Source organism: Secundilactobacillus similis DSM 23365 = JCM 2765, from assembly GCF_001311075.1.
Taxonomy (GTDB): domain Bacteria; phylum Bacillota; class Bacilli; order Lactobacillales; family Lactobacillaceae; genus Secundilactobacillus; species Secundilactobacillus similis.
Genome location: NZ_BBAD01000019.1, coordinates 1 through 17,729 on the forward strand (window position 1 = coordinate 1; position 17,729 = coordinate 17,729).

Below are 17,729 nucleotides of genomic sequence, written 5' to 3' on the forward strand. Positions count from 1 at the left end.
GATTCGAAACCCAGAATCTACGCCTTTAGGGGCTTACACTCTTGGGGCCTAAGCGCGTTTTGAACCACTCTGTAATATTACAGTTTCCGTTTACCACTAGTAACGCCGGGGTCCATGCTTTACTATATAGAGTGGGGTTTTAACCATTTTGAAGGGAGCACAACGCACATGACTGTATTTAAAAGCGGCACCATTGATTCTGCAATCGAAGCCGCACTGCAAGAACTAAATCTAGACCGATCACAGGTTGACGTCACGGTTCTGACGACGCCTAGACGAGGGTTCTTGGGAATTGGTGCTCGAGCGGCGGAAATTGACGTAACGCCAATTCCGCAAACACAGCCAACCGCAACGCCGGTATCGGAAACGCAACCCGTCGAAACGGTAGCGGATGCTGAAACGACAGCGACCGCGGTCGCAACACCCGTTGCAACCGTAGAAGCGCAAGAATCAGCACCCGCTGATCGTCAGGCGGCTTATCAACAGGTTGCCGGTGAGCTAGGCGACTATTTAGATGCCATTGTTGAGCAACTTGGCATCGACGCACAAAGTGATGTGACGGTTAGTCACCGCAACGTAACGGTCAACTTTGTGACTGAGCAAGAAGGGTTATTGATCGGCAAACACGGCCGTACCATTAACGCATTGCAAAATCTTGCACAAGTGTTTTTGAACCACCAACGTTTCTCAAAGCTAGTGGTGACGTTAGACGTTGCCAACTATCGGGAACGTCGGTTGGAAACGTTGACCCGCCTAGCAGAGAACATGGCTCGCGAGGTCGTTGCCACTGGAAAACCGGTTTACCTGGATCCAATGCCATCATTTGAGCGCAAACAGATCCACAGCGTGCTGGCAGATAATGACCACGTGGTGACCTATTCTGCCGGTGCTGAACCCAAGCGAGCCGTCGTGATCACACCACGGTAACCGGGTAATTAACGTTGATTAAATCGAAATTGGCGGCAGGCCTACCACACCGCATTTGCCGTGAATTTTGGCTAGGATAGTTCGGGTTTAGGCGGTTGACAAACGTCTGAATTCATTCTAGTATATTAACTAATCATTCTTATCTTAAATAGATAAAGTAGTCAAAGTGCTTTATCCATGCTGTTAGGGGCATGGAGTGGGCACTTTTTTTGTGCGTGAAAAGCTGAGCAATCAGTTTGAAAAAGGTCCGCTGTTGATGAAAGCTGTCGCAATGGCATTGCTGAAAGTAAGTTGAGTTCAGTGATGGTCGGCGGGCAGGTCAGTGGCTCTGACGGTTTAGGAGAATGACCAGTTTAGTCGTTGTTTGGGTGCTGGCGTGTGCGTTGGTGAGCCAAATGGTGGGTAAATCTGGGCGGGACGTGTTATTGTTGTTAGCCGTAATGCGTTTTTAGAAGAGTATGTAAAAGTTAGTGTTGGTGGTTGAGGGACTTGTTTCCTCGCTGTGCTGACTTGATTAGTTAGAAGTTGTTATGTTATATAGCCGAAACGTGTTCCGCAAGGCAGAGACTTGCTCCGCGCTCTGGCTGTATTAATAACGAGTTAATGTTAGTTTAGTCGTGTTATGTTAGATAGCCGAAACGTGCTCCGAGAAGCAGAGACCTGCACGTAAGCTACCTTCACCACAAATCCCAAAACCCGGGATTTCTGGCAAAGGTAGCTTACGCTCCGGTCTCTAACCGCTTCTCTCCGCACTCTGGCTACAAGGAGGTTTTTTCATGTCCACAACTAGTGAATTTGATACGATTGCGGCCGTTGCTACGCCACCTGGTGAGGGTGGAATCTCGATTATTCGGATCAGTGGTGAACGGACGTTTGAAATTGTTGCCCCATTATTTAAAGGGAAGTCGTTGGCGGATGTTGCCAGTCATACGATCAATTATGGTCACATTATTGACCCTGAAACCGGCTCTGAAGTCGATGAAGTTATGGCATCCGTGATGCGGGCGCCTAAGACTTACACGCGCGAAGACGTTGTTGAAATCAACTGTCACGGTGGTTGATGGCCACTAACCAAATCTTACAGCTCATTTTAAGCCAAGGGGCGCGGTTAGCCGAACCTGGTGAATTTACCAAACGGGCCTTTTTGAATGGTCGAATTGACTTATCCCAAGCAGAGGCCGTTATGGACCTTATTCGGGCGAAAACCGACCGCTCGATGAAAGTTGCCTTAAACCAGCTAGACGGGAACCTGTCGCGCTTAATTAAGCATTTACGGCAAGATATCTTGGAAGTACTAGCACAAGTTGAGGTCAACATCGATTATCCTGAATACGACGATGTGGAAACGATGACCACAAAGTTGTTGCTGGAAAAGGCGCAGGAGGTTCAAGCGTCAATTACCCAACTGTTGAAGACTGCTAAACAAGGCAAAGTCCTTCGTGACGGCCTGGCAACGGCCATTGTTGGTCGGCCCAACGTTGGTAAATCCAGTCTGCTGAACGAATTACTCCACGAAGATAAGGCCATCGTGACCGACGTTGCCGGGACGACTCGAGATGTGATCGAAGAATACGTCAACGTTGGTGGGGTGCCACTGAAACTGGTTGATACTGCCGGTATCCATAAAACGGATGATACGGTTGAAAAAATCGGGGTGGAACGCTCAAAAAAGGCGATTGCGGCTGCTGATCTGGTGGTGCTAGTCTTGAACGCTAGCGAACCGTTAACGTCGGAAGATCGCCAATTGTTGACGGATATGGCCGATGAAAAGCGGATCATCATCCTCAACAAGACGGATTTGCCACTTCAACTCGATTTAGGCGAATTACAACAGTTGGCGGGTGACACGAAGATTATCCAAACATCGATCCTGCAAAATAAGGGGGTTGATCAGCTGGAAGCCGAAATCAGCCACCTGTTCTTCGATGTTGGTATCGAAACCGGTCGCGGTAACGTGATGGTGACCAATGCCCGGCACATTGGCTTATTAAACCAAGCCAGCCAAGCCTTGGACGATGTCATGAACGGGATTGCAGCTGGCATGCCAGTTGACCTCGTTCAAATCGACATGACCCGTTGCTGGAACCTATTGGGTGAAATTACCGGCGACAGCTACCAAGATGAACTACTAGACCAACTCTTCAGTCAATTCTGTGTTGGTAAATAACTTTAAACTGAGTACCCGCGTATCATCGGATGCGCATGATTAGGAGGAACTGATATGCCTGAGATTCAACCTTACCAGGGTAAGGACTTTGACGTGATCGTCGTTGGTGCTGGCCACGCCGGTACTGAGGCCGCGTTAGCCGCTGCCCGGATGGGGAACAAGACCCTGTTAATGACAATTAATTTAGATATGGTGGCCTTTATGCCATGTAACCCATCAGTTGGGGCCCCGCAAAGGGCATTGTCGTGCGTGAAATTGACGCCTTGGGTGGCGAAATGGGTCGCAACATCGATAAAACCTACGTTCAGATGCGGATGTTGAACACTGGGAAGGGTCCAGCCGTCCGTGCCTTACGGGCACAGGCTGATAAGCACGCTTACCACGCTGAAATGAAGCACACCTTGGAAAAGGAACCTAACGTGACGTTACGTCAAGGCATCGTTGACGACTTAATCGTTGAAGACGGGGTCTGCAAGGGCGTTATCACAAATACCGGGGCCCGGTATTCTGCCAAGGCCGTCGTCATCGCTGCTGGGACCGCTGCGCGTGGGAAAATCATCATTGGTGAACTCATGTATTCTTCAGGACCAAATAACTCACAACCAGCGATGAAGCTGACGAAGAATTTGGAAAAGTACGGTTTGGAACTCAAGCGGTTCAAGACCGGGACGCCGCCACGGTGGATGGCAACACGATTCACTATGCCGAAACTGAAGAGCAACCTGGTGACGTTGAACCAAACCACTTTAGTTACACGACGCCTGACGAGAACTATTTGGCACTTAAAAACCAACTCTCTTGCTGGTTAACGTACACGAACGAAACGACGCATAAGATTATCCGCGACAACCTAGACCGGGCACCAATGTTTACTGGTGTGATCGAAGGGGTCGGTCCACGTTACTGCCCATCGATCGAAGATAAGATCGTTCGGTTTGCTGATAAGAGCCGGCACCAATTATTCTTGGAACCTGAAGGCCGGAACACGGATGAATGGTACGTTCAAGGGTTGTCAACGTCGATGCCAGAAGAAGTGCAACAAAAGATCTTGCACTCCATTAAGGGCCTTGAAGACGCTGAAATGATGCGGCCAGGTTACGCCATCGAATATGATGTTGTGTCACCTTATCAATTACGACCAACTTTGGAAACCAAGCTTGTGAAGAACCTGTACACCGCTGGCCAAACCAACGGGACGTCTGGTTACGAAGAAGCTGCGGGCCAAGGCATCATGGCCGGTATCAACGCCGGTTTGCGGGCCTTGAACAAGGAACCATTCGTTATGAAGCGGTCTGAAGGCTACATCGGTGTCATGATCGATGATTTGGTCACTAAGGGCACCAACGAACCTTACCGTTTATTAACGAGCCGGGCCGAATATCGCTTGATCTTACGGCACGATAACGCTGACTTGCGGTTAATGCCAAAGGGTCACGAATTGGGCTTGATTTCAGACGAACGTTACAACGATTTCTTGGCCAAGCGCCAAGCCGTAACGGATGAAATCGACCGGTTAAATACGGTTCGCGTTAAGCCATCTGACGAGGTTAACGCCTACGTGATGTCTCACAACGAAAAGCCATTGAAGGATGGCGTGTTGGCAGCGGACTTCCTCCGTCGCCCACAAGTCACCTACGCGGACTTACTGCGGTTCATTCCAGCGCCAGATGCACCATTGGACCGCCGGGTGATCGAAGAAATCGAAATTCGGATCAAGTACGCAGGTTACATCAAGAAGGCTGAGGAAAACGTGGCGAAGATGAAGAAGATGGAAGCCAAGAAGATCCCAGATATGATCGACTACGACGCCATCGACGGTCTCGCAACGGAAGCCCACCAAAAATTAAACAAGATCCGCCCAGAAACAATTGCCCAAGCAACCCGAATCAGCGGGGTCAACCCAGCTGATATTGCGATTTTGAGTGTTTATATTGAGCAGGGGAAGATTGCAAAGGTTAAGAGCGTGTAACAAGGCGGTTAGAGACCGAAGCATAAGCCCCTCTCGCCATAAACCCCGGTTTTGGGTTTGTGCGAGAGGGGCTTATGTGCAGGTCTCTGCCTTGTGGAACGCGTTTCGGCGCGGTGACCCCAAAACACCACTACTACCAAACTTCACAATAGAACTGATAAGCGGAAAGGCGACTCCAAGTGGCACCGAAAATAAAGTAGCCGGAAAGCACGTCGCCAGTAAGCAATTGACGAGTAACGAGCTACCGGTTTTGGGTAGCTTCACTTGGCCCCTCCTTATATGCAACCTTCTGCCCTGGTTCACGCATTTCGGCGCGGTGGATTCAAAACACCAATGTTACCAAACTTCACAATAGAACTGATAAGCGGAAAGGCGACTCCAAGTGGCGCCGAAAATAAAATGGCCGGAAAGCACGTCGCCAGTAGCAGCTGGTGAGTAACGAGTTACCGGTTGTGAGAGGGCTTACGTACAACTCTCTGCCTTAGGACACGTTTACCAATTCTCTAACGTCATCGCAAAAAATAAAATCTACTAACAGCAAACAAAAAAGCGCCCACAAACGACCAACTCTCGGTCATTTGCGGGCGCCTTTTTCAGCGTTAAATCACAAACAAATCATTACTGTAACTTCTTCTCAAACCCTTCCATCGGCGCCAACTCATCCTGATAGCTATTCTTCTTGCCATCAGTCGTAAACTGCATAACCGTCTTAAACGAGGTACTCAAGTAAGTTTGCATCACAGGTGGAATCGAAAGCTCAGTCATGTCAGTTGGGCTAAGCTGGGTGCGAATACTGCCTTCATCGCCAGCTTGTACCTTTTGGACCCACTGTGGTTCGCGAAGGAGTTCACGACCAATGGCGACTAAATCAGCGCCATCAGCCAGAACGGCATCGGCATCGCTAGGGAGTTCCACTGAACCGATGCCAATCAGCGGTACGATACCGTTTGTGTGGGCTGCGAACTGTGAAATCAAGGTTGCAGTGTTGGTCTTATCATTCAATGAGGTCCGCTTGTAGCTTCCCATCGACAAGTGAATGTAGTCAACCTCAGTCTTAATTTGATCAACTAGGTAGAGGGAGTCCTCTAAGCGGATGCCGGGTGTTTCGATTTCTTCGGGAGAAAGGCGGTAACCCAACGCAAATGGGGCAGTGGCGTATTTGGCAATCGCGGCTTTCACGCTACTGATAACGGCGAGTGGGAACTTCAACCGCTTGTCACGAGAGCCACCCCAATCATCGGTCCGCTGGTTTGAGTTAGCGGAGTAGAACTGCTGAATCAAGTAGGTGTTAGCCCCGTGAAGTTCCACCCCGTCAAATCCAGCTTGGATGGCGCGGCGAGTTGCTTCACCGAAATCAATGATGAGCTGTTCGATCTCAGCAACGGTCATTGCGCGTGGGGTTTCAGAATCAGGGGGATAAACAGCGGCAATTGCGCTGGCACTAACGGGTTGTTCGCCACGAAGAATCTGGTGGTTTGTTTTCCGACCCGCGTGGAAAATCTGAAGAATTGCTTTGGTCCCATTTTGGTGAATCGTTTTAGCGAGGTTAGTCAATCCGGGCAGCATATCATCGCTCGCAACGGAAAGTTCGCCTTCAAAGCCCTTACCGGAAGCATCGACGTTGGCGACACCCGTGATCACCATCCCGGGACCAGCGGCGCGAGCAGCGTAGTAGTTAAGCTCATCCGTGGTGATCATCCCGTTATAAAAACTGGTCATGGTCGTCATGGGTGACATCACGATTCTATTTTTGAGCGTGAGGCCGTTATTGAATTGAAATGACGATAGGAATTGGTGATTCGTAGACATACTGAAGACTCCTTCTTGGTTTTGAATTTTGAATACAAGAGTCAGTATAGTTGTTGGGGTGGTTAAAACAAGTACGTACTTAAAAGTGGGATAGATACTTTTAAGTGCCTATGTTGCTTACGTTTGTGTCCAGCGTAAGTGTGCGGAGCGAGGCGGTTAGAAGGTGGAGTGTAAGCATGACCCAGCGAAGCTACCGGGTTTGGGTAGGTTGGCTGGGTCATGCTTACATGCAACCTTCTGCCTCGCGCAGCACCATTCGGCGTGGTGGCCAGAAAGTGCGTGGTTGACAAGTTCCTGCAATGTCAGGAGCCCTAGAAATAACAGTTTAAGTGGCGCCGAATTTTGTAGTCTGAGAGCGCCGGTTTTCATGCGGCTTTGACGAGCGTAGCGATGACGAACAGCCGACACCCAAATTGCGCCCAATGCTTACGCTGAACACAAACGACAACAAAAAAACAGACACAACAGCCCACATTAAAGGACTGTCATGCCTGTATATTTCACATAACTAGATATCGAGTCAATCTAAATTCAAATGACTAAAGATCGCCTTTTGCTCATCACGATCCACTTTTCGTTCCGCCAAGCGGTCTTGATAACCCGCGCAGATGAACTTCTCTTCATCCGTTTCCGGTACAATCTCAGGTAATTCGGGATCGGCTGGTTTGGCTGCTGTAACGAAGGTCACGAAGCAGGTGAAGCCGACGAAGCGTTCACCAGTGAGGAGGTGTTCGCCAATGCCTTTCACGAAGACCTCTAGGGAACGGTGACTAGTCCCTGTGACGTAAGATTCAAACACCATCGCGTCCTGCAGCTCAAATGGGGCAATAAAGTTCAAGTGATCCATCGAGACCGTGGCGGTGACTTGGTGGGCCGCACGAGAAGCGGCGATGATGATGTGTTATCAACCATGGATAGGGTTTGGCCACCAAAAACAGTATTGTGTTCATTCAAATCGGAACTGAAGACCCGGTGATTAGTAATGGACAGGGTTTCGTGACAGGTAAGTTGACGTTTACTCATAGTTAGGACCTCCAACGTTAATGATTCTAGTGTACCATAAGTTTGTGAAAAATGGTGGCGGTTACATATACCGTAAGACGTTGTTTTAGACGGATGCATTTAACATGAATCACAACTGAATTTAACGAGGTTTTCAATTGCCTTTTGCAACCGAAACTTTCATAATGGGGGCATCTAAAGCCGAGGAGGAGATTAACATGGCACGATATCTTGAATTTTCAGATGACGCAATTGCGCGGATCAAACCGCATTTGACGCCAAATACCCGGGTGTTACTGAGCTATGATGATGGGGTGGGGCCTTATTCACATCATGGCTTGGTTGCGCTGCAAGTTTCATTTCAATTAGTGCTTATTACGGATACAATGTCGTTTAAGGACTATGACGAGCAACTAGAGACCAATTGGGTACCCGTCTACGTAAAAGGCTACTCAGACGAATTTTTGGGCGATCAGATGACGTTGACGTTACAGCCGAAGTATCAGACACTAGTTTTGGCGGATGATAGTGAAAAAATCGATGAAAACGTGGAGATCGTGGATGAGCGCAAGTGACTTAAAGTAAGTGACCTAGTTAACGGAAATGGCTAACGAAATCCTACTTTAGCGGGCTTTATACTCTTAAAACAGAGGTTGACCCAATCATTGGTATAACGACTTCACCAATTTGTGAAAAAATTTTGTCGTTCTCCTGTATTAGGGGTTCAAAAGTCGCGCTAGTCTGGTATCATCAAGGTAATTAATCTTGAGGAGGGCACCACTATGGGGAAATGGACGGATAATAAACCAACGTATACGGCAGGAAGGAGCCATGATCACGAGTTTGATTATGGTGAGTTTTACATGGCCTACGTGGCTGCCAAGCAGCAACGGCTTGACCGGCAGCGGTCCCAGGTCCAGAAGGTGTCCGAAAACATCAAGAAGGACCAGCAAAAGCAGGCCAAAACAGACGAAATGTAAGCAGGAGGCTTTTTAAGTGCGATTTATTGACCGAACAGTAGCGACAATTCCAGCAAATACCGCGGGGATCAAGCGGCAGTACCACGACATCGCGTATGCGAGTGGTGCGCGACATACGCTTGATATTTACCTGCCTAATGAGGGGAGTGGTCCCTTTCCAGTCATCATCGATGTTTACGGTGGCGGGCTGTATTTTGGTCAAAAGAGTTCGCATAAATTAGAGCCGGCACTGCAGTTGTTGGCGCAGGGCTATGCCGTTGTGAGTCCGGATTACTCGTTGAGTACGCAGGGCCGGTTTCCAGTTCAAATCAGTGAACTGAAAGCGGCGATTCGCTTCGTCCGGGGCAATGCGGAACGGTACCACTTGGCGCCCGGAAAAATCGCGTTGATGGGTGAATCTTCTGGTGCCCACTTAGCGGTGCTGACCGCGGCTAGTGAAGCGACCGGGGCGCTGGATAACGGGATGGGCGACTATCCTGATATCTCTAGTAAGGTGTCCTGCGTGATTGCATCGTATGGGCCTTATCAATTCGACCAGTTTGCGGCGCAGTTTCAACTGTTGGGGATGACGCCTCAATTTGCGGAAACTGGTCAAGCTGATTCTTTTGAGGGCGTTATGTTTGGCAATCATGAACTGACACAGATTCCGGCGCTGGTGCATCAGGCGGATCCGGCACAGTATTTGACCCGCGAAACGCCACCGTTGTTGCTTTATGCGGGGACGGCGGATGCGGTGGTACCTTACGTGCAGTCGTTTAACTTGGCAGCTCAGGCGATGACGGTCATGGGCGAATCGCGTGTGGCACTCCACATCGTTGAAGGTGCCCATCATGGACCAGCTGATTTTATGACGCCGGAAATCGTTAATCAGCGGGCGCACTGGTTGGCGAAGTGGTGTTAAGGTGAAATTTAATAAATTTTAAGCAGAAACAAAAAGCTGAGGATAGTGGCAACTATCACTCAGCTTTTTAAGTTGATGTGCCCTAGCACTTGCTTGAAATACCGTAACTAGAGTAGTATTGGTGTGTTCTACTAAAACGACTGAAAAGCACCTCGGTTCACACTGAGGGAAGGGGAATTTTCAAATGAAATTTTTAAAAGAAATTGGCCTGCCCGTCATCATTGGGTTGTTGTTGGCAGTGCTATTAAAGAGTTTTGTGTTATCACCAGTTCGGGTGGATGGGCCTTCAATGGAACCCAACCTCACGAATAATGAGCGGGTGTGGATGTTTAAACAGGCGAGTGTGAAGCACTTAAGCGTCATTGTCTTTGATGCCCATGGCGAGGATCCAGAAGCTAGTGCGGGGACGGATTACGTCAAGCGGGTCATTGGCTTGCCTGGTGATACCGTGGCCTTCAAGAACAACAAACTCTACGTGAACGGCAAACAGATCAACCAGAGCTTCATTAGCGCGGCAGAAGGTACGACCGGGACCGGTTCCGGAAACTGGACGTTGCAGAGTCTGGCTAAACAGTACGGTTGGGGCAACAACGTTAAAGTGGTGCCAAAGGGCGAGTATTTCGTCTTGGGTGACCACCGAAGCGTCTCCAATGATAGCCGTTACTGGGGCTTTGTGGATAAGGATAAAATCGCTGGGGTTGTGAAAGTACCGTTCTGGACGGGAGATAAGCAACAGCGACAAAATATTAATTCGTTGGGTTACTAATGCGTGATTAGTTGCGGTTGGTGGCTCGGAGATAAAAGAACAGCGTCATGAATTCTGGTTGGAATTCGTGGCGCTGTTTTTGTTTGAATTGTGTTTTTTGGAAGTTTGACGTGGAAGCGATGTGCAGTAGGGTGACGTTGGTGCTTTTAGGCAACCGTGTCGAAACGTGCTCCGAAAAGCAAAGACCTGCACCTAAGGGCCTTCCACCACAACCCCCAAAACCGGGGCTTCTGGCGAAAGGCCCTTAGGCTCCGGTCTTTAACCGCTTTTCTCCGCACACTCTGCTACATCAACGGATCCCACGGTGCCAATTCAACTGGCTCTGTTTCTAATAATGCTTGCTGTTCGGCCGTCAGGTACTTCTTGTGAACGACCACTTCGTAAACGAATTGGTCCATCCAGTCATCGGTCATGACGAAGTAGCCTTTTTCGCCGTTCTTTTCACCCCAAGAGTTTTCGACCTTCCAACGGTTAGGTTGGCCGTCAACTAGGTTAACGCCGGTCAGCGTCATTGCGTGGGTCACTTCGGCTTCATGGTAGGCAAAACGGTGAGCTTTATCCATTGTGAGGTCGATGCCAAATAGTTCCGCGCGTCGGAAGAGGTTGGCGTCAAGGAAGCCTTGTTCACGACTCATTTGCTGAAGCACGTCGTTCCCAAACCAAATCGTTTCGCCGTCTTGAAGTTGTTGGATGGCAGTTTGCTTGAGCACGTCCATGTCAACGTTCAAGAATTGGATCTGCTTGCCACCAACGATGTTTTCCTGACTCGCTAGCCGGTACAGTTTGTTTAATGGCTTATCGGGTGAGTTAGTGACGACGACATAGTCATCGAGATCGACGCCAAAATACTTATCGTAGAAGCCTTGAGGGGTCAAACCAGCGTCGCGATGTAGTTGCTTATCATCGTCACGATATTCGAGGTCAAAAGTTGCCGGTGGTTCGCCAAAGGAGTAGGCTGCCATGCGGTAAACTTCGCCGACCATGGTGTGGCGCTGTTGATCTAACTCGGCTGCTGAAGCACCATTGGCTGCCGCATCACGTAAGGTAACAGCATCACGGCGCATCTTCAACGCCAGGGTTGAGGCAAATGCTTTGGTGTGCTCTGAGTTGTAGGTTTCAGGCATCACGTAATCAGGCACCACACCGTATTTTTGAACTAACGCCGCGGCCATAGCCCATTGACCACCGTCGCCGCCAGCCATTTTGAGGTAGAAGGCGACTTCCCGGTCGTTCGGGCCCTTATCAGCGGTGTCGATGATGTGCTGGTAGAACATGTTGGCGCGCTCAACCTTATCCCAGAAAAACAGGTAGTTTTGGGAGAGTTCAAAGTCCTTAACCTTGTTGGTAGTCGCAAATTGATGACGCAACGTGTTCAGAAGTGAAAATTCCCAACAGCGGCCACTTTGCTTCTGGTTAGTCACACCGCCAGTTGGCAATTCAACGGAAAATACCCGGTGCAACCGCGATTGTGCTGCTGGATCAGTTGCGGCAGCATCAACACCATTGGTCATCACAGCGCGCTTGATGACGTCGCTGGCAGGTTGGCTTGCAACTATCTGGGTTCCGGTGTAAGTGTTAAGTGCGTGATTTGAGTGTTGGCTGTTTGTCGCCGCTTCGCTTGCCAAAGCCGCTGTTAAAAGCGCTCGTTCAAGTTACGAAATTCGGCGCCACTGGGACTGTTATTTCCAGGGTTCCTGGAGTAGTTAGAACTTGTCAACCACGCGCTTTATGGCCACCACGCCGAATGGTGCTGCGCGAGGCAGAAGGTTGCATGTAAGCAAGGCTCAGCCAACCTACCAAAACCCGGTAGCTTCGCTGAGCCTTGCTTACACTCCACCTTCTAACCGCCTCGCTCCGCACACTGCCTACTTCAAAACCTTATAAGCCGACAACAAAGTAATCGTATCGATGGCTTCAAGCTGTTCTTTTAAGTCGTGTAACTGAGCCTTCGACATATCATGCGTGATGATGACCACGCGAGCGGATTGGTCGTCGTTCTTGGTTTGAACGATTTGGCTAAAGCTGGCACCGATTTGGGTCATGACTTGGGTCAGTTTCAGCATTTGACCAGGGATGTCTAGCATCTTGAGAGACAGGTAGTAAGGTAGATGACGTCGTTGGCATCCACGTTGCCGGATTCGCTTTGGTAGTTGTTAAAGGCGTTCCCGGTTGTCTCCAGCACGATGTTTTTCGTGACCGACACGATATCGCTCAGGACACTATTGGCAGTTGGTAAACCGCCGGCACCAGGTCCGTAAAAGAGGGTCTCGCCGACCGCTTGACCGGTCACCATAACGGCGTTGTTTTCGTTGTTGATGGTTGCGAGCGGATGATCGGTTGGTACCAAGACGGGGCCGACTTCAGCGAAAACGCCACCGTTGATGCGCCGGGAGATCCCCAGTAATTTAATGGTGTAGCCAAAGGCATCGGCTTGCTCAACATCCTTAAGCGAAATGGTTTGGATCCCTTCAACCGACATGTCATCCAGTTTGAGGTGGGTCCCGTAAGAGAATTGGCTCAAGATGACCATCTTGTAGGCGGCATCGATACCGGCCACATCGTTTGTTGGATCTGATTCAGCGAAGCCGAGTTCTTGGGCCTTTTTGAGGGCCTGATCGTAGCTCCAGTTCTTCCGTTGCATTTGGGTCAAGATGTAGTTAGTGGTGCCGTTAACGATCCCTTTAACTTCTAGGATTTGGTCAGCGGCGAAGCTGTTCACGATGGTGCGCAGGATTGGAATCCCACCGGCTACGCTGGCTTCGTACATCAGGTCACAGTGGTTCTCACGGGCGATGTTGGCGAGTTCTTCACCAGCAGAGGCGATGAGGTCCTTGTTGGCGGTGACCACGTGTTTTTTAGCGTTAAGCAGTTGGGTGATGATCTCCTTAGCGGGATGAACGCCACCCATCACTTCGACCACGATTTTGATTTCTGGGTCGTTGATGATGGCATCTAGGTCGCTGGTAAGGGTCACGCCCTCAGGAACGGCGGCTTGGTGCTTTTCTGTGTCGCGAACGACGATGGTTTTGACGCTGAGTCGTTGGCCAGTAATATTTTGAACTTTATCCTGGTTTTCGGTCAGCATCTGCAGCACGCTGCCCCCGACCGTCCCAAGACCAATTAAACCGATTTTGATTGTATTCACGATAATCGCTCCAGTTATTTGGATTACGCCAGATGAGATTGGCGCGAGTTTAACTCAAAGTATATCAGAAGAAATTAGAAGATTGTGAAAAAAACCGGGAAATTCTCATAAATGTGAAATAAAACGGGTATTAGGTACAAAAAAAGACCACGGTTATCGGGGTTAGTCGATCGTTGTGGTCTTTTCAAGTTTAAAACAAGTGGGTAAAGAAGTCCTTGATACTATTAAAGAACTGGTTGATCCCGGAAACGTTGTGGGTGTTGCTTGATTTTTTAGGTTTAGTCACCGTCTTGGTTGCCGTTTGGCCAAGGTCGGTCGCTGCCGGTAAGCCGGTATGGTTAAAGCTCGTTTGGGTCACGAGACTGCCTTTTTTAACGGGGAGGGTCGTGGTGGTGAGCTTGTTGGTGATGCTGATTTTGGCTGGATCCTGGTTCTTCAGGTACCAGACGCCGGTTTTCGTTTCGGTTGGCGTTGTTTTAACGGTTTGGTGCTTGACCCGATACGTCTGCTTCTTTTCCGTCATGGTCTTGTAGTTTAACACCTTATCCAGATGTGTAATGATGCCGTTCATCGCGGAGAAGGTGGTGTCACTCCCTAGAATCGTTGCGACCAGTTGACGGCCGTGGCGCCAGTAGGTGATGGTCAAACAGAGGTGGGCCTTTTCAGTGTAGCCGGTTTTCAGGCCGTCTAAGTGATTGCTCTTGCGGTAAAAGGCACCGGTTTTGAGCATTGAATTGGCGTTGATCAGGGTTTGGTTGCCAATATCGTAAGTGGCCTTACTGCTCCACTTGGTGATTTGTGGAAAGGCATCAACCAAGTGCTGCGCAACGACCGTAATGGCCTTGGCACTGACGAGGTTCTGCTGGTTAGCAGTCGTCCCCTTGATCTGATAGCCGTAGTGGTGCAAATCGGAATTGTCGAGGCCGGAACTACTGATGAAGTTGGCGTCGAGGTGCCAGGCCTTGGCTTGCTGGTTCATTTTGGCGATGAATTTAGCATTATCGCCACCCGTCACCGCTTCGCCAAGGGCGATGGCGGCCGAATTAGACGACGCAATCAGCGCGGCTTGGTAGAGTTGTTTGACCGTGTACTGCTTGCTGCGGTTGATTTTAAACGTGCCCAGCGCGTAGTTTTTGCTCATCTTGATGAGTTGCTTATTTACGCTGACCTTATCAGACCACTTGAGTTGGTGTTGTTTGATGGCTTGGGTGGTTAAATACAGGGTCATCATCTTAGACAGGCTGGCGATCGGTAATTCCTTATCGCCACGGTCATCATAAAGCGTCTGGCCACTCTTGGCATCCATCACATAAGCAGCTTTGACCTTTTTGTAAGACGACATTTTAGTATCTTTTTTAGTTTTCGCATAGCTCGTTAGGGTTGGGGTAAAGACGAGTGCCGCACAGCTGATCGCAATCAGCAAGGTACGCAGTCGTCGCTTAATTTTCGACTGAATAATAGGTCGGGACCTCCGTTACAAAGATAGCATCCAGTATAGCAAAGATTTGGTAACAAATTAGCGACAAAATGGTAAAGAAACTGGAAAAGTTTGGCAAGCGCGCTTAACAAAATCATAATTTATTAGTTATTAATTAGATAACAATAAAAAAAGACAGCCGCAATAATTGCGACTGCTGATGGAAAAATCACTTCATTTGTCAGTTTCCTGACGCGTAAAGGGAACATAGATTGGTTATTAGGTTATTTGGTATGCCACTATAATAACGCAAAGTGACGGGGATTGCACCCATAATTTATCAAAAAGGTTTGCTTTTTTATCACTTGATTAGTCAGGCGTTTAAAATCAATAAGGTTTTCATCTAAGCTTACATAAGTATTTTAAATTCATTTATAAAATATTTTTTTCACAAGTTTTTAAATCAACTGATAACATCAAGGCTGGAGCGGAAATGATATAATTAACTTAACTAAAAATGGCGGTGATCAACATGAAAATTCGACCAATGATAGCGCAGGACAAACCGGCGCTTGCAGAAATCTATCGGCGCGACCGGGAACGCGATTTTCCGTGGGTTGCCCATCCACAATTAAGCGATTTTGAACGAGATTCAGCCAATGAGTCGGTGTTCGTTGCAGAAATCGACGGTGAAATTGTGGGATTCGTGTCCCTGTACCGGGTGATGAACTTTATCCACCTGTTATTTGTGTCGCCGGATTATCGGCATCAGGGCGTGGGCCACGCCCTTCTAGAAGCGATGCGACAAGAAGCGACGGGCATGTTGACGTTAAAGTGCGTGATTAAAAACGAGGCGGCCCTTCAGTTTTACGCCCAAGAAGGGTTTTCGATTCGGCGTGAAGATTGGTTAGCGTTTCCGGCGAACTATACGTTACAGGATAATCATTATACCGAGTAGGGGTATACAAAGGCCGATTTGAAGGATCTTTTGAGAATTTAGGACTTCAAAGTTACCAAGAGGGTGTTCACAATCTTGAAATTTAAGTGTCAAATCAGGGCGACAAAAAAGGATGCTTAACGAGGTGTCTTGACACAAAAATGGATGAACATCACTTGAACAAATTAGCGAAACAACGTTCTGATCGATTAGTCGAAAGGGTAATTTGAAAGTTAACCCAAAATAATGCCACCATCGCTGTTCTGAAATGAACTAGCGATAGTGGCATTTTTACGACTCATTATTAAGTTAACTAATGTGCCAACCGGCGTGGAAAATTGGGTGCCTCAGGTTGGTGCCCTTTATGGTGCTTTGGTTGACCGTGGTGGTGATGCTTACAGTGGCCTTCTGCTTGTAGTTGAAGGGCTAACTGCTTCGTCTTTTCACGTTCGATTTGGAGTTTCTTCTTATAGATACTGGCCTTCATGTGGCCATGGATCAATAATGCTAGTGGGATTACCTGGATGGCGATACCGGCGGGGATTAACCAAGGGTTGTCCTTGATAAATGCCTCACGCTGGTCAACAAATTTATTGAGTTGATCAAAGTCAACGGTTAACGTCTTTTTTGCCATAACGCCTCACACTCCTTTTGACCCTATGATACCTTAAAGTGGCAACCAATGCAGTGATTTTGGTGAAAAAACTACGCTGTCATTTCGCGAGCGAGTTGGCGGTAGTAACCAAGGGATTGGGGGTCTAATCGGAGCGTTTCTGCGATGGTGCTATCCGATTGGGTTGAATGGGTCAACAGGTAGTTCACGATGGCACTCTGGTAGAGCCGGGTTGGTGTTAGCGGGAAGCCAAGTACCTTTGCATCGGGTTTGAGGTACTTGTGGAGTCCGGGCGAGGTGAGGTGCGGATCACCGCCAAAGCGCTGCTTCAAAAAGAGGTCCTGGCTGTGTTGACGTTGCTGAATGGTTGAATGAATTGCTGATATCGTTGCCAAAAGTCGGCTTCTGCGCCGGTAAGGGTGGTTGCGTCAAATTGGTCGTAAAAGCCAGGCGTTAAGAATTCTTTGGCCGGATAAAAGTGACTCAACAAAAGTAAACTCAACCGTGTATAAACGGCCAACGTTTCGTTAGCTAAAATATCGGGTAGTAGGTAAATCCATTTAGTTGATGGCGTTTGTAATTGATCGTGTGATTTACCCTTTAACGTCACGGTGGGGTACTGCGGGATCAAATCGTGTGTGAAGAGGTATTTGAAATAAATGTTAATGTGGGATAACACTTTGTTGTAGGTCCCGTTCGTAACTTGTCGTTCGTTGACTAGCATCGCGAGGTATTGCTCAACGTCGCGGTCTAATAGTGTTGCGACCCGGTGATCACGTTGATAACCGGTGTTGAAGTCGCTGAGGTAGCGGAACAGGTCGGTGAGGACCGAACTGTACTCGTCAATGGTGGCCTGTGCCAGTTCTTGAATGGTGAGGTACTGCTCGAAACTGTCCTGATAGGGATATTGGTTGGTGTGAGCCATAGGTAATCACTTCCTTATAAGTTACTTTAACTTATTAGTGGTGCGAATGCTAGTGAGAAGCGCGTGATGCTGAAAGAAGCGTCAAAATTCAAATTTCGACTAGGGTAATAAAATAGCGTCGCAGATTCCAATGGTAGGAATCTGCGACGCTACTTTACTGATAATATGAAG

12 protein-coding genes and 4 pseudogenes are annotated in these 17,729 nt (G+C 48.6%); 8 read left to right on the plus strand and 8 right to left on the minus strand.

The features are described from left to right. The first annotated feature begins 168 nt into the window (after positions 1-168). The 3 genes and pseudogenes from jag to mnmG all read left to right on the plus strand — a co-directional run bounded on the left by jag (position 169) and on the right by mnmG (position 5,063). Positions 169-927, plus strand: coding sequence for an RNA-binding cell elongation regulator Jag/EloR (gene jag, locus JCM2765_RS06160; RefSeq protein WP_054735001.1), 759 nt, complete (start codon positions 169-171; stop codon positions 925-927). Between the two features lie 776 nt (positions 928-1,703). Next, positions 1,704-3,094, plus strand: a pseudogene (gene mnmE / locus JCM2765_RS06165) (tRNA uridine-5-carboxymethylaminomethyl(34) synthesis GTPase MnmE). A gap of 54 nt (positions 3,095-3,148) precedes the next feature. Then, positions 3,149-5,063, plus strand: a pseudogene (gene mnmG, locus JCM2765_RS06170) (tRNA uridine-5-carboxymethylaminomethyl(34) synthesis enzyme MnmG). Between the two features lie 618 nt (positions 5,064-5,681). On the opposite strand, the gene JCM2765_RS06180 reads toward mnmG, so the two are convergent. Next, positions 5,682-6,872, minus strand: a complete 1,191-nt coding sequence (locus JCM2765_RS06180; RefSeq protein ID WP_054735014.1) for an NADH-dependent flavin oxidoreductase — start codon at positions 6,870-6,872, stop codon at positions 5,682-5,684. A gap of 520 nt (positions 6,873-7,392) precedes the next feature. Further along, positions 7,393-7,895 (minus strand): annotated as a pseudogene (locus JCM2765_RS06185) (acyl-CoA thioesterase). 197 nt (positions 7,896-8,092) lie between these two features. On the opposite strand from JCM2765_RS06185, the gene JCM2765_RS06190 reads away from it, so the two are divergent. The 4 genes from JCM2765_RS06190 (at position 8,093) to lepB (ending at position 10,521) form a co-directional block, all read left to right on the plus strand. After that, complete coding sequence (locus JCM2765_RS06190) at positions 8,093-8,449, plus strand: iron-sulfur cluster biosynthesis family protein (RefSeq protein ID WP_054735017.1); 357 nt, start codon at positions 8,093-8,095, stop codon at positions 8,447-8,449. Positions 8,450-8,656: 207 nt separating this feature from the next. After that, on the plus strand, positions 8,657-8,854 hold the full coding sequence (locus JCM2765_RS06195) for a hypothetical protein (RefSeq protein WP_054735021.1): 198 nt from the start codon (positions 8,657-8,659) through the stop codon (positions 8,852-8,854). A gap of 16 nt (positions 8,855-8,870) precedes the next feature. Then, the gene (locus JCM2765_RS06200; protein ID WP_054735024.1) at positions 8,871-9,755 is read left to right on the plus strand and encodes an alpha/beta hydrolase; all 885 of its coding nucleotides are present in this window, start codon (positions 8,871-8,873) and stop codon (positions 9,753-9,755) included. 184 nt (positions 9,756-9,939) lie between these two features. Further along, positions 9,940-10,521: a signal peptidase I gene (gene lepB, locus JCM2765_RS06205; RefSeq protein WP_054735027.1), complete on the plus strand. Its 582-nt coding sequence runs from the start codon at positions 9,940-9,942 to the stop codon at positions 10,519-10,521. A 284-nt stretch (positions 10,522-10,805) separates the two neighbouring features. Here the strand turns inward: lepB and JCM2765_RS06210 are convergent, their stop codons facing one another. From JCM2765_RS06210 to JCM2765_RS06220, 3 genes and pseudogenes are all read right to left on the minus strand, one after another. Continuing rightward, a complete protein-coding gene (locus JCM2765_RS06210) occupies positions 10,806-12,077 on the minus strand; it encodes a C1 family peptidase (protein WP_054735078.1) in 1,272 nt (423 codons plus the stop codon). Between the two features lie 309 nt (positions 12,078-12,386). Beyond that, positions 12,387-13,666 (minus strand): annotated as a pseudogene (locus tag JCM2765_RS06215) (homoserine dehydrogenase). A gap of 190 nt (positions 13,667-13,856) precedes the next feature. Beyond that, on the minus strand, positions 13,857-15,089 hold the full coding sequence (locus tag JCM2765_RS06220) for a D-alanyl-D-alanine carboxypeptidase family protein (RefSeq protein WP_054735029.1): 1,233 nt from the start codon (positions 15,087-15,089) through the stop codon (positions 13,857-13,859). 526 nt (positions 15,090-15,615) lie between these two features. Here JCM2765_RS06220 and JCM2765_RS06225 point away from each other — a divergent pair. Continuing rightward, positions 15,616-16,041 carry a GNAT family N-acetyltransferase gene (locus JCM2765_RS06225; RefSeq protein ID WP_225352007.1) on the plus strand — a complete coding sequence of 142 codons (426 nt, stop codon included), beginning with the start codon at positions 15,616-15,618 and terminating at the stop codon, positions 16,039-16,041. Between the two features lie 292 nt (positions 16,042-16,333). Here JCM2765_RS06225 and JCM2765_RS06230 read toward each other — a convergent pair whose 3' ends face one another. From JCM2765_RS06230 to JCM2765_RS06240, 3 genes are all read right to left on the minus strand, one after another. After that, complete coding sequence (locus JCM2765_RS06230; RefSeq protein WP_054735035.1) at positions 16,334-16,654, minus strand: hypothetical protein; 321 nt, start codon at positions 16,652-16,654, stop codon at positions 16,334-16,336. Positions 16,655-16,725: 71 nt separating this feature from the next. Continuing rightward, on the minus strand, positions 16,726-16,965 hold the full coding sequence (locus JCM2765_RS06235) for a hypothetical protein (RefSeq protein WP_054735038.1): 240 nt from the start codon (positions 16,963-16,965) through the stop codon (positions 16,726-16,728). Beyond that, complete coding sequence (locus JCM2765_RS06240) at positions 16,962-17,558, minus strand: phage integrase N-terminal SAM-like domain-containing protein (protein WP_054735041.1); 597 nt, start codon at positions 17,556-17,558, stop codon at positions 16,962-16,964. The genes JCM2765_RS06235 and JCM2765_RS06240 overlap by 4 nt, the downstream gene beginning before the upstream one ends. Positions 17,559-17,729: the final 171 nt, after the last annotated feature.